Origin of the sequence: Streptomyces sp. BK79 (genome assembly GCF_044142145.1) — a bacterium.
Classification (GTDB): Bacteria; Actinomycetota; Actinomycetes; order Streptomycetales; family Streptomycetaceae; genus Streptomyces.
Window position 1 is genome coordinate 77,431 of sequence record NZ_JBHVOC010000011.1, and the last position, 12,720, is coordinate 90,150.

The 12,720-nt window shown below is 71.6% G+C and carries 9 protein-coding genes; all 9 read right to left on the minus strand.

Translation table 11 applies throughout. From position 1 onward, the window contains the following. Positions 1 to 33: 33 nt before the first annotated feature. The 9 genes from prfA to lysA all read right to left on the minus strand — a co-directional run bounded on the left by prfA (position 34) and on the right by lysA (position 12,713). Entirely contained in the window at positions 34 to 1,110 is a 1,077-nt protein-coding gene (gene prfA, locus ACFIF2_RS15665; protein ID WP_395573252.1) for a peptide chain release factor 1, read from the minus strand. 108 nt (positions 1,111 to 1,218) lie between these two features. Beyond that, positions 1,219 to 1,443 carry a 50S ribosomal protein L31 gene (gene rpmE / locus ACFIF2_RS15670; RefSeq protein WP_018571447.1) on the minus strand — a complete coding sequence of 75 codons (225 nt, stop codon included), beginning with the start codon at positions 1,441 to 1,443 and terminating at the stop codon, positions 1,219 to 1,221. A 122-nt stretch (positions 1,444 to 1,565) separates the two neighbouring features. Beyond that, a complete protein-coding gene (locus ACFIF2_RS15675) occupies positions 1,566 to 2,711 on the minus strand; it encodes an LCP family protein (protein ID WP_395573253.1) in 1,146 nt (381 codons plus the stop codon). A gap of 346 nt (positions 2,712 to 3,057) precedes the next feature. After that, entirely contained in the window at positions 3,058 to 4,845 is a 1,788-nt protein-coding gene (locus ACFIF2_RS15680; protein WP_395573254.1) for a trypsin-like serine protease, read from the minus strand. 208 nt (positions 4,846 to 5,053) lie between these two features. Next, complete coding sequence (rho, locus tag ACFIF2_RS15685) at positions 5,054 to 7,150, minus strand: transcription termination factor Rho (protein ID WP_395573255.1); 2,097 nt, start codon at positions 7,148 to 7,150, stop codon at positions 5,054 to 5,056. 409 nt (positions 7,151 to 7,559) lie between these two features. Next, complete coding sequence (gene thrB, locus ACFIF2_RS15690) at positions 7,560 to 8,489, minus strand: homoserine kinase (protein WP_395573256.1); 930 nt, start codon at positions 8,487 to 8,489, stop codon at positions 7,560 to 7,562. A 315-nt stretch (positions 8,490 to 8,804) separates the two neighbouring features. Further along, the gene (thrC, locus tag ACFIF2_RS15695) at positions 8,805 to 9,863 is read right to left on the minus strand and encodes a threonine synthase (protein WP_395573257.1); all 1,059 of its coding nucleotides are present in this window, start codon (positions 9,861 to 9,863) and stop codon (positions 8,805 to 8,807) included. Between the two features lie 6 nt (positions 9,864 to 9,869). Further along, positions 9,870 to 11,162 (minus strand): homoserine dehydrogenase, encoded by a 1,293-nt coding sequence (locus tag ACFIF2_RS15700; RefSeq protein WP_395573258.1) that lies wholly within the window; start codon positions 11,160 to 11,162, stop codon positions 9,870 to 9,872. Positions 11,163 to 11,321: 159 nt separating this feature from the next. Then, a complete protein-coding gene (gene lysA, locus ACFIF2_RS15705; protein WP_395573259.1) occupies positions 11,322 to 12,713 on the minus strand; it encodes a diaminopimelate decarboxylase in 1,392 nt (463 codons plus the stop codon). Positions 12,714 to 12,720 lie beyond the last annotated feature (7 nt).

Here is a 12,720-nt window from a genome sequence, read left to right on the forward strand (position 1 = left end):
GGTGGTGCGGCGGTGCTTGCGCGGCGGCGGGGTCTACGCGGCGGCGAGCTTGGCCGCCGAGTCCGCGTCGACGCAGGCCTGGATCACCGAGTCGAGGTCGCCGTCCAGGACCTGGTCCAGGTTGTACGCCTTGAAGCCGACGCGGTGGTCCGAGATGCGGTTCTCCGGGAAGTTGTACGTACGGATCTTCTCGGAGCGGTCGACGGTGCGGACCTGGCTGCGCCGGGCGTCCGCGGCCTCCCTCTCCGCCTCCTCCTGCGCCGCCGCGAGCAGCCTGGAGCGCAGGATACGCATCGCCTGCTCCTTGTTCTGCAGCTGGCTCTTCTCGTTCTGGCAGGAGGCGACGACTCCGGTCGGGATGTGCGTGATGCGCACGGCGGAGTCGGTGGTGTTGACGGACTGGCCGCCGGGGCCGGAGGAGCGGTACACGTCGATCCGCAGATCGTTCATGTTGATCTCGACGTCGACCTCCTCGGCCTCGGGCGTGACCAGCACGCCGGCCGCGGAGGTGTGGATCCGGCCCTGGGACTCGGTCGCGGGCACGCGCTGCACGCGGTGCACACCGCCCTCGTACTTCAGCCGGGCCCAGACGCCCTGTCCGGGCTCGGTGGCGCCCTGGCCGCCCTTGGTCTTCACGGCGACCTGGACGTCCTTGTAGCCGCCCAGCTCGGACTCGGTGGCGTCGATGATCTCGGTCTTCCAGCCGACCCGCTCGGCGTAGCGCAGGTACATGCGCAGCAGGTCGCCGGCGAACAGGGCCGACTCGTCGCCGCCCGCGCCCGCCTTGATCTCGAGGATGACGTCCTTGTCGTCGCTGGGGTCGCGCGGGACGAGCAGGAGGCGGAGCTTCTCGGTGAGCTGCTCGCGCTGCTTGTCCAGCTCCTTGACCTCGGCGGCGAAGTCCGGGTCGTCGGCGGCGAACTCGCGCGCCGTCTCCATGTCGTCGCCCGTCTGCTTCCAGGAGCGGAACGTGGCGACGATCGGGGTGAGCTCGGCGTAGCGCTTGTTCAGCTTGCGCGCGTTGGCCTGGTCGGAGTGGACCGACGGGTCGGCGAGCTTCTTCTCCAGGTCGGCGTGCTCGGCGACGAGTTCCTCGACGGCCTCGAACATCTTGGGCTCCTGCTACTGCGTGGGAAAGGGAAGGCGGGCGACCAAAAACGCCGGTCCCGGCGCTCCCCGGCTGGGGGGAGCGGCCGTGGACCGGCGATCGGTGGCTCGCTACTTCTTGGAGCCGGCGGCAGCCTTGCCGAAGCGGGCCTCGAAGCGGGCCACACGGCCACCGGTGTCGAGGATCTTCTGCTTGCCCGTGTAGAACGGGTGGCACTCGGAGCAGACCTCGGCGCGGATGGTGCCGCTGTCGATGGTGCTGCGGGTGGTGAACGACGCGCCACAGGTGCAGCTGACCTGCGTCTCGACGTACTCGGGGTGGATGTCGCGCTTCAAGGTGTCTCCTAGGTTCGGGAGGGCGCCGGGTCGCCGCCGCGGGATGCGGGAGCGTGAACCGGGGCCGACGTACCAGTCTGCCAGGACTGGCGTCCTCTCCCCAAACCGGGGGTTGCCGTCATCTATTCCGAGGCGTTCACGACGCCGCCGGCGCCGCCCGCGGCCGTCCCCTCGGTGGCGTTCGCCGGGATCGCCCGGTCCTGCTTCAGCGCCGTCCACACCTGCTCGGCCTTGGCCTCCTCCAGCAGGACCCGGTTGGGGTCCGCCGGGTCGTAGACGACCGGCATGGTGACCATGTCCAGGCCGGCCGGGCCGATGTTCTTCAGGCCGCCGGCGAACGACATCAGCGAGTTCACCGAGCCCAGGCCGGAGTCGGTGGTCACGGTCCGGGTGGCGGTGTCGGCGACGTCGTACAGCTTCTTGGGGTTGCCGAGCAGGCCGATGTCCTTGACCTGCTCGACCAGGGCCTTGACGAAGGCCTGCTGGAGCTGGATGCGGCCGAGGTCGGAGCCGTCGCCGACGCCGTGGCGGGTGCGGACCAGGCCGAGGGCCTGCTCGCCGTCGAGGGTGTGGGTGCCGGCCGGGAGGTCCAGGTGGCTGTCCGGGTCCTTGATGGCCTCGGTGGTGGTGATGTCCACGCCGCCGAGGTCGTCGATGAGCTTCTGGAAGCCGCTGAAGTCGACCTCCAGGTAGTGGTCCATGCGCAGGCCGCTGAGGGACTCGACGGTCTTGACGGCGCAGGCGGCGCCGCCGGTGGAGTAGGCGGAGTTGAACATCACGTCGTCGGCGGCGGGGTGCTCGGCGCCATCGGTGTCGGTGCACTCGGGGCGGTCGATGAGGGTGTCGCGCGGGATGGAGACCACGCTGGCCTTCTTGTGGCCCTTGTGGACGTGCACGACCATCGCGGTGTCGGAGCGGGCGGTGCCGTCGTCGGTGCCGCCGCCGAGGTCCTGGTTGCCGCCCGAGCGGGTGTCCGAGCCGAGGACCAGGATGTTCTGGGAGCCGTCGTCGGCCTTGTCGGGCCGGTCGGTGCCGAGGGCCTGGTCGATGTCGAGGCTCGTGAGGTTGCCGTTGAGCTTGAAGTAGAGGACGCCCGCCCCGGTGCCGCCCAGGACCACGATGCCCGCGGCGCTCCAGGCCGCGACGAGCAGTGCCTTGCGCCGTCCGGCGCGGGGCTTGCGGCGGCGCCCTTTGCCCCGGCGGGAGCCGGCGGTGCGGGACTCCCCGGGACCGGGTATCGCGGGTTCCGGCGTGCTCTGGGCGGACATGTGCTCCTCGGTCGGTCGTCCGGTCGCTTACCCCCTGCGCTCAGGGTCGGGTCGGTGTCGGCTCCGGCGGTTCTCCACCGGTACCTCCCCATCGTCCCTCCGTTACGGGGACGGCGGAACTCGGGACAGGGTTGCACAACGGTCTGTGGCGACCGGGTGGGGAAATGGTCACGCACCGTGCCCGGCACGGCCAGGCGCACCTCGCTGACCTGGAAGTATGCGAGGACCCGCCCGGGTACCCGGCGGCGGTGGCATGACCGGTGCGTGTGGTGAGGATCGCAACGCGAAGGGCCGCCCCCCGAGGGAGGCGGCCCTGGCACGCGGTCGGCCGGCGGTTCCGGTGGGATCAGCCGAAGAGGTTGAACGCCCCCCAGCCGCCGCCGACCCTGGTCCGGGCCTGGAACGTCGCCGAGCCCGTCTTGCCGGTGCCCTTGTAGAGCCACAGCACCCCGGAGGTGTCCCGGGCCAGCAGGTCGGTCCGGCCGTCGCCGGTGAGGTCACCGGCGGTGGCGAGGGCGTTGTACGCCGACCAGCCGCCGCCGACCTTGCCGCGGGTGCCGAACGCCGGCGCGGCCTTCCCGGTGCCCGGGTACAGCCACAGCACGCCGGAGCCGTCCCGCGCCAGCAGGTCGGACTTGCCGTCGCGGTTGTAGTCGCCCTTGCCCGTGATCGTGTACGCGGACCAGCCGCCGCCGATCCGGGCGCGGGTGCCGAACAGGCCGTTGCCCTTGCCGGGGTAGAGCCACAGGACGCCGTACTTGTCCTTGGCGACCAGGTCGGGCAGGGCGTCGCCGGACAGGTCGCCCGGCACGCGGAGGTCCTTCATCGCGTTCCAGCCGCCGCCGACGCGGATCTCCTCGTAGCGGTCGGAACCGTTGAAGGCGAAGGTGTACAGCACACCGTCCGTGGTGCGGAACAGGTAGTCCTGGTAGAAGTCGCGGTCCAGGTCGGCCTGGCGCACCAGGTTCACCCCGCCCCAGTCGCCCAGTTCCAGGCGGTCGCCCAGGTAGGGCGCCCGGTTGCCGAACGAGTAGTACTCGTAGGCCGTGCCGCCGGGCGTGCGGGCGAAGAGGTCCGCCAGACCGTCGAAGTCGAGGTCGGTGTCGTCGACGCGGGCGTTGATGTCACCGGCGTAGGTGCGGGTCTTGGCGTACACGGCGTAGGCACCGGAGGCGACGCAGTCGTTGACGCCCCAGGACACGACACCGGCGATGCGGCCGTTGACCACGAGCGGGCCGCCGGAGTCGCCGTTGCACGGGGAGACCGTGCCGGCGTCCTGGCCGGAGGCCGGATTGCCGGCGCAGGCCATCTGGCCGGCCACGAAGTCGGAGCCCCAGTACGAGGTGCAGGCGGCGTCCGAGCGCATCGGCACGGTCGCCTTCTTCAGCGTCGGCGAGATGTCCTCGCTGGTGGAGCTGGTGCGGCCCCAGCCGTAGACCGTCGCCGGGGTGCCGTTGGCGTACGAGACGGTGTCGCTGCTCGACGTCGGCTGGAGCGTCTTGTACGGCAGCGCCTCGGTCAGCGTCAGCACCGCGAGGTCGCCGCCCGAGATGCTGCTGGGCCGGTAGGTGGGGTTGACCCACTGGCGCCACACGCCGGCGACCCGGCCGCCGTGCAGGTCGCCGTCCTCCGGGAGCTTGGCCGTGCCGGCGACGACGGCGCCGTTCTTCGCCCAGTCCAGGCCGTACACGCAGTGCGCGGCGGTCAGGACCTTCGCCGGGGCGACCAGGGTGCCGCCGCAGAAGTAGCCCTCGTCGTCCTCGGTGGTCTCGGTGCCCTTGCGGTCGCGGTAGTGCAGCTGCACCATCCACGGCGCCTCGGAGATGGTCGCGTCCTTGCCGCCGATGATCTTCGGGTCGACGGTGGTGGACGGGGCCTCGGCGCTCGGCGTGGGCTTCGGCTGCGCGGGCGCGCCGGCGGTGTCGCCCTTGGCCGCGGCCCCGGAGCCCTTGACGCGCTCCAGCAGCTCGGCCTGGGAGGCGGCGGCGGGCTGCTCGGTGACCGTCGGCCGGGGCGGGACCGGGGTCGTGTCCGACGCCTGGGCGGGGGCGGCCGCGAGGACCGCGCCCGACAGGGCGAGTGCGGCGGTGGCCGCGGGAAGAGCCAGCCGGGCTCTTCGAGGGGTGGATGTCACTCACGTCTCCTGTCGATGTGAACGCGAGCAGGAGAGAAGAGCACGGCGGGCGCGGGCCCGTGAAGGCAGCACAGATCGCCCCGTGGGCGTATCCGAAAATACGTTCCCCCCCACTGCGGTGCGCTGATCCTACAAGCCAGAAGTCCCGCCCCGTCACCTGTGTGACGGAACGGGACTTCGGACTGCGCCTTGGACGGCCCGCGACGACTCAGTCGCCGTTGCCCGGGGTGGGGGTCGTCTTCTGGATCTGCATCAGGAACTCGGCGTTCGACTTCGTCTGCTTCATCTTGTCGAGAAGCAGCTCGATCGCCTGCTGCTGGTCGAGCGCGTGCAGCACGCGGCGCAGCTTCCAGGTGATGGCCAGCTCGTCGCTGCCGAGCAGGATCTCTTCCTTACGGGTGCCGGACGCGTCGACGTCCACCGCCGGGAAGATGCGCTTGTCGGCGAGCTTCCGGTCGAGCTTCAGCTCGGCGTTGCCGGTGCCCTTGAACTCCTCGAAGATGACCTCGTCCATGCGGGACCCGGTGTCCACCAGGGCGGTGGCGAGGATGGTCAGCGAGCCGCCGTCCTCGATGTTGCGGGCCGCACCGAAGAAGCGCTTCGGCGGGTACAGGGCGGTCGAGTCGACACCACCGGACAGGATGCGGCCGGAGGCCGGGGCGGCGAGGTTGTACGCACGGCCCAGACGCGTGATCGAGTCGAGCAGCACGACCACGTCGTGACCCAGCTCCACCAGGCGCTTGGCGCGCTCGATGGCCAGCTCCGCGACCGTGGTGTGGTCCTCGGCCGGGCGGTCGAAGGTCGAGGAGATGACCTCGCCCTTCACCGACCGCTGCATGTCGGTGACCTCTTCCGGACGCTCGTCGACCAGGACGACCATCAGGTGGCACTCGGGGTTGTTGTGCGTGATCGCGTTGGCGATCGCCTGCATGATCATGGTCTTGCCGGTCTTCGGCGGGGCCACGATCAGACCGCGCTGGCCCTTACCGATCGGCGCGACGAGGTCGATGATGCGGGTGGTGAGGACGCCGGGGTCCGTCTCCAGACGCAGTCGGTCCTGCGGGTACAGCGGCGTCAGCTTGTTGAACTCCGGGCGTCCGCGGCCGTGTTCGGGCGCCATGCCGTTGACGGAGTCCAGGCGGACCAGCGCGTTGAACTTCTCGCGGCGCTCGCCCTCCTTGGGCTGGCGCACGGCACCGGTGAGGTGGTCGCCCTTGCGCAGGCCGTTCTTGCGGACCTGGGCGAGGGAGACGTACACGTCGTTCGGGCCCGGCAGGTAGCCGGAGGTGCGGATGAACGCGTAGTTGTCGAGGATGTCGAGGATGCCGGCGACCGGGATGAGGACGTCGTCCTCGTTGATCTGCGGCTCCTGCTGGATCTCGTCGCGCCCGCGGCGGCCCCGGCGGTCACGGTAGCGGCCGCGACGGCCGCGACGGCCGCCCTCGAAGTCGTCGTCGTCCTGCTGTTGCTGCTGCTGACGGTCCTGGCGTCCGCCGCCCTGCTGCTGGCGCTGGCCGCCCTGCTGCTGGTCGTCGCCCTTGCCCCGGCGGTCGCGGTCGCGTCCGCGGTCGCCGCGGTCCCGGTCGCCGCCGCGGTCGCGGTCGCGGTCGCGGTCGCGGTCGCCGCGCTCCCGGCGGTCGCGACGGCGGCCCTCGCCGCCCTCGCCGTCGGAACGGGCGTCGCCCTGGTGGCCCTGCGACTGCTGCTGGGCCGAGGACCCGTCCTTCGGCTCGCTCCTCGTCTCGACGGCCACCGTCTCGGTGGCGGCGGCGGACGGGCTGCCCGCGTCGGCGGTGGCCCGGCGGCGACGACGCTCGGCGGGGGCCTCGTCACCGGCGGCACCGGCCTGGTCGGCCGTGGGCGAGACCTTGGGAGACGGCTGTCCGGGGATCTCGATCTGCTGCTGGTCGGCGGCCTTGTCGGCCTTCTTGCCGGCCTTGCCTCCGGCCTTCTCCGCCTTCTCGGCGGGGGCCTCGTCGCCCGTACGGGCGCGGGAGGTGCTGCGGCGCTTCGGCTTGGTCTCGCCGGCGGTGTCCGCGGCGGCGGGCGCGGCCTTGGCGGGGGCTCCGCCCGCGGCCTGCGCTTCCTTGATGACCTCGATCAGCTGGCTCTTGCGCATCCGCGCGGTGCCCCTGATGCCGAGGCCGGACGCGACCTGCTGCAGCTCGGCCAGCACCATGCCCTCGAGGCCGGTACCGCGGCGCCGCCGGGAGCCGGCACCGGTGGCAGGCGCGGAGGCGTCCGTGGAGGGCGCGGCAGCGGTCTCCTCGACACGTGCGCCCATCAGATCGGTGGTGTCGCTCACGAAGGGTCCTTCCCTGGAGCGGACGTCGGCCTGTCTGGCTCGGCGACCGGTTGTGCTGTCCGGCTTCGGTCCTTGCTGTGTGAACCGTGCCGGGGCGGTGGTCCGCCTGAACGGCGGAAGAGATATCTGGTGATGGCGCGCCCCCTGGCCGTGGCACCCAGTGTCTGTGTCACGCGGCGTGGTCGCACCGGTTCCGAAGCGTGCCCGGCGGGCCGCTCAGTGTCCGTGTCGGCCGTACTGATCACGTACGACGTCCACCACACAATGCGACTTGGGGGGCTCCCGGAAGAATGTCTGTCCCGGACGGGGACACGAGGCACCTCGCCATGGTGGGGTCGGGTGCAGACTTGAGATTAACACTACCGGATCCAACAAACATTCCCCCTCTCGAAATCCGGCAACCGTGCGTCTAGATGTCGCCGACGGTCGCCAGAGGCAGCACGCTCGCGCCCTGCTCGTCCAGGCTCAGCCGGTTGGCCGCCCAGTCCGTGCCGGCCAGCGCCTCGACCTTGTCGGCCGTGCCGGCGTCGGCCAGTGCCATCACCGTGGGCCCCGCGCCGGAGATCACCGCGGGAATGCCGTCGGCGCGCAGCCGCTCCACCAGGGCGGCGCTCTCCGGCATGGCCGGCGCGCGGTACTCCTGGTGCAGTCGGTCCTCGGTGGCCGGCAGCAGCAGCTCGGGGCGCCGGGTCAGGGCCTCGACGAGCAGCGCGGCACGGCCGGCGTTGGCGGCGGCGTCGACATGCGGGACGGAGCGCGGGAGCAGTCCGCGCGCGGTCTGGGTCAGTACCGGCTTCCCGGGCACGAAAACCACCGGAACGATGGAATCGGCGGGCTCCATCCTGATCGCCCGGGCGGCGCCGGACTCCATCCAGGACAGGGTGAAGCCGCCCAGCAGACAGGCCGCCACGTTGTCGGGGTGGCCCTCGATCTCGGTGGCGAGGTCGAGCAGCGCCTCGTCGTCGAGGCGGGCCTCGCCGCCTATGGTCACCGCGCGCGCGGCGACGATGCCGGCGCAGATGGCGGCGGAGGAGGAGCCGAGTCCGCGGCCGTGCGGGATGCGGTTGGCGCAGACGATCTCCAGGCCGCGCGGCTGCCCGCCCAGCAGGTCGAACGCGGTGCGCAGGGAGCGCACGAGGAGGTGCTTCTCGTCGCGCGGCAGGGTCTCGCTGCCCTCACCCGCGATGTCGATGTGCAGCCCGGAGTCGGCCACCCGGACGACGACGTCGTCGTACAAGCCCAGCGCGAGGCCGAGGGCGTCGAAGCCCGGGCCGAGGTTGGCGCTGGTGGCGGGGACGCGCACCCTGACGGCGGCGGCGCGGAACGCTGGACCGGCCATCGCTCGATGACTCTCCTTGAGCTGCGTGACTGTCGAATGACATTCGATGACGTACGGGGTGAAGCCGGAACCCCGGGGCTTCGCCGCTGCCTGCCGAACGGCCGGCCACCGCCGGCCGCGGGGACGGCGCGGCGCCGCGGCATATGCGGCGGGCGGGTTCGGTACAGCCTATCGAAGGAAGGTTCCGTGGCGACATAGGGCGCACAGGAGGCGCACGATGCGTGTCGTAAGCCCCCTGTGCACCCCCCGTAAGTGACTTTCCCGGACGGGCGTCGCTTACGCCCTCTTACGCCGGTCGCGTTCGGGCGGCGGCGCTCAGACCAGCCCGAGCCGCTCGGCCGCCGTCGCCGCGTCGACCGGCACGGTGACCGGCTGCGGGGCGCCGGCGACGGCCCAGTCGGGGTCCTTGAGGCCGTTGCCGGTGACGGTGCACACGATCCGCTGGCCCGGGTCGACCTTGCCCTGCTCGGCGGCCTTCAGCAGACCGGCCACCGACGCGGCGGACGCGGGCTCCACGAAGACGCCCTCCTGGGAGGCCAACAGCCGGTAGGCGCGCAGGATCTCACGGTCCGTCACCTCGTCGATGGCGCCGCCCGACTCGTCCCGCGCGGCGAGCGCGAAGTCCCACGAGGCGGGGTTGCCGATGCGGATGGCGGTGGCGATGGTCGACGGGTCCTTGACGACCTCGCCGCGCACGATCGGGGCGCTGCCGGAGGCCTGGAAGCCCCACATGCGCGGCGTCCTCGTGCTGACCGAGTCGGCGGCGTACTCCTTGTAGCCCTTCCAGTACGCGGTGATGTTGCCCGCGTTGCCCACCGGCAGGACGTGGATGTCCGGCGCGTCGCCGAGCATGTCCACGATCTCGAAGGCGGCGGTCTTCTGCCCCTCGATGCGCACCGGGTTGACCGAATTGACCAGCGCCACGGGGTAGTTGTCGCTGAGCGCGCGGGCCAGGGTGAGGCAGTCGTCGAAGTTGCCGTCGACCTGGAGGATCTTCGCGCCGTGCACGAGGGCCTGGCCCATCTTGCCGAGCGCGATCTTGCCCTGCGGCACGAGGACGGCGGAGACCATCCCGGCCCGGACGCCGTAGGCGGCGGCGGAGGCGGACGTGTTGCCCGTGGAGGCGCAGATGACGGCCTGCGCGCCCTCCTCCTTGGCCTTGCTGATGGCCATGGTCATGCCGCGGTCCTTGAAGGACCCGGTCGGGTTCGCGCCCTCCACCTTGAGGTGGACCTCGCAGCCCGTGCGCTCGGAGAGCACCTGCGCGGGCACGAGCGGCGTGCCGCCCTCGCGGAGCGTCACGACGGGCGTGCTGTCGGAGACGGGCAGCCGGTCCCGGTACTCCTCGATGATTCCGCGCCACTGGTGGGTCATTGCTGGTTACTCTCCTTCAACCCGCATGATGCTGGCGACACCCCGCACGGTGTCGAGCTTGCGCAGCGCCTCGACCGTACCGCCGAGGGCGGCGTCGGACGCGCGGTGGGTGACGACGACGAGGGAGGCCTCGCCGTCCTTGCCGGACTGGCGCACGGTGTCGATGGAGACCCCGTGCTCCGCGAACACGGTCGCGACCTGGGCGAGGACGCCCGGTTTGTCGGCCACGTCGAGGCTGATGTGGTAGCGGGTGACGACGTCGCCCATCGGCGAGACGGGCAGCGCGGCGTAGGCGGACTCGCCGGGCCCGGTGGCCCCGCCCAGCCGGTTGCGGCAGACGGCGACCAGGTCGCCGAGGACGGCGGACGCGGTCGGCGAACCGCCGGCGCCGGGGCCGTAGAACATGAGCTGCCCGGCGGCGTCCGACTCCACGAAGACGGCGTTGTAGGCACCGCGCACGTTCGCCAGCGGGTGGCTGAGCGGGATCATCGCGGGATGCACCCGCGCGGTGACCGACGCCCCGTCCGCGGCCCGCTCGCAGATCGCGAGGAGTTTGATGGTGCAGCCCATCTCCTTCGCAGAGGCGAAGTCGGCGGCGGTGACCTCGGTCATGCCCTCGCGGTAGACGTCGTCGAGACGCACGCGGGTGTGGAAGGCGATCCCGGCGAGGATGGCGGCCTTGGCGGCGGCGTCGAAGCCCTCGACGTCGGCGGTCGGGTCGGCCTCGGCGTATCCGAGGGCGGTGGCCTCGTCGAGCGCTTCCTGGTACCCGGCGCCGGTGGTGTCCATGGCGTCGAGGATGAAGTTGGTCGTGCCGTTGACGATGCCGAGCACGCGGTTGACCTTGTCGCCGGCGAGGGACTCGCGCAGCGGCCGGATCAGCGGGATGGCGCCGGCGACGGCGGCCTCGTAGTAGAGGTCCTTGCCGTTGGCGTCGGCGGCGGCGTGCAGGGCGGCGCCGTCCTGCGCGAGGAGCGCCTTGTTGGCGGAGACGACGGAGGCGCCGTGCTCGAAGGCGGTGGTGATGAGGGTCCGGGCGGGCTCGATGCCGCCGATGACCTCGACGACGACGTCGATGTCCCCGCGCTTGACGAGGGCGGTGGCGTCGGTGGTGACGAGGTCGGGGTCGATGCCCTCGCGCACCTTGCCGGGCCGCCGTACGGCGACGCCCGCCAGCTCCACGGGGGCTCCGATCCGGGCGGCGAGGTCGTCGGCGTGCGTCGTCATGATGCGCGCCACCTCTGAGCCGACCACTCCACAGCCCAGCAGCGCCACCTTCAGCGGACGCGTACGCATCATCCGACCTCGTTTCCTCTTACCGTCTACGGTTCGACCAGTCTCACGCACCGGACGGGATTTCCTGCCATTCGTCCGCATCATGAGACGTTTATTTCATTTTCGCAGGGGCGGTCGACGGAAGATCTTCCGCCCCGGCGGTACAAGCGTGACCTGGACCACTCACCCCACGTCGAGACGCAGCAGGTCCTCCTCGGTCTCCCTGCGCACGATGACCCGTGCCTCGCCGTCCCGCACGGCGACGACGGGCGGACGCAGCACGTGGTTGTAGTTGCTGGCCATGGACCGGCAGTACGCCCCGGTCGCGGGGACGGCGATGAGGTCACCGGGTGCCAGGTCCCCCGGCAGGAAGGCGTCCTTGACCACGATGTCACCGCTCTCGCAGTGCTTGCCGACGACCCGCACCAGCATCGACTCCGCGTCGGAGGCGCGGGAGACGAGGGCGACGCTGTACTCGGCGTCGTACAGCGCGGTGCGGATGTTGTCCGACATGCCGCCGTCCACGGAGACGTACGTCCGCAGCCCGTCGAGGGGCTTGACCGTGCCGACCTCGTAGAGCGTGAAGGCGGTCGGCCCGACGACGGCGCGTCCCGGCTCGACGGAGATGCGCGGCGTGCGCAGCTTCGCGCCCTCGCACTCCCGCGTGACGATCTCGGTGAGCGCCTTGGCGATCTCGTGCGGCTCCCGGGGGTCGTCGTCACTCGTGTACGCGATCCCGAGCCCGCCCCCGAGGTCGATCTCGGGCAGCTCGACCCCGTGCTCGTCCCGGATGTCCTTGAGCAGCCCGACCACCCGGTGCGCGGCGACCTCGAACCCGGACATGTCGAAGATCTGCGACCCGATGTGCGAGTGGATCCCGATCAGTTCCAGCCCGTCGAGCCGCAGCGCCCGCCGCACGGCCTCCGCCGCCTGTCCCCCGGCCAGCGGGATCCCGAACTTCTGGTCCTCGTGGGCGGTGGCGATGAACTCGTGCGTGTGCGCCTCGACGCCGACGGTGATACGGATCTGCACCCGCTGCCGGACCCCGAGGGACTGCGCGATGTGGGCGACCCGCGCGATCTCCTGGAACGAGTCGAGCACGATCCGCCCGACCCCGGCCCGCACGGCCCGCTCGATCTCCTCGGGCGACTTGTTGTTGCCGTGGAAGGCGATGCGGTCGGCGGGCATCCCGGCGGACAGCGCGGTGGCCAGTTCGCCCCCCGAGCACACGTCGAGGTTCAGCCCCTCCTCGTCCAGCCACCGCACGACGGCCCGCGACAGGAATGCCTTGCCCGCGTAGAAGACGTCGGCGTCGGCTCCGAAGGCGGTGCGCCAGGCGCGCGCCCGGCTGCGGAAGTCGGCCTCGTCGAGGACATAGGCGGGGGTGCCGTACTCCTCGGCGAGCCGCGTGACGGTGATCCCGCCGACGGTGACCACACCGTCCTCGTCCCGCTCGACGGTCTGGGCCCACACCTTGGGGTCGAGGGCGTTGAGGTCGGCGGGCGGCGCGGAGTAGTGCCCCTCGGGGAGGACGTCGGCGTGACGGGGCCCGGCGGGGTGTGCGGAACGGCTCATGGCGTCT

Bases quoted from the DNA above. Each gene is read 5' to 3' on its own strand.
- ACFIF2_RS15675 (WP_395573253.1), bottom strand. From the start codon at position 2,711: ATGTCCGCCCAGAGCACGCCGGAACCCGCGATACCCGGTCCCGGGGAG.
- thrC (WP_395573257.1), bottom strand. From the start codon at position 9,863: ATGACCCACCAGTGGCGCGGAATCATCGAGGAGTACCGGGACCGGCTG.
- lysA (WP_395573259.1), bottom strand. From the start codon at position 12,713: ATGAGCCGTTCCGCACACCCCGCCGGGCCCCGTCACGCCGACGTCCTC.
- thrB (WP_395573256.1), bottom strand. From the start codon at position 8,489: ATGGCCGGTCCAGCGTTCCGCGCCGCCGCCGTCAGGGTGCGCGTCCCC.
- prfA (WP_395573252.1), bottom strand. From the start codon at position 1,110: ATGTTCGAGGCCGTCGAGGAACTCGTCGCCGAGCACGCCGACCTGGAG.
- ACFIF2_RS15700 (WP_395573258.1), bottom strand. From the start codon at position 11,162: ATGATGCGTACGCGTCCGCTGAAGGTGGCGCTGCTGGGCTGTGGAGTG.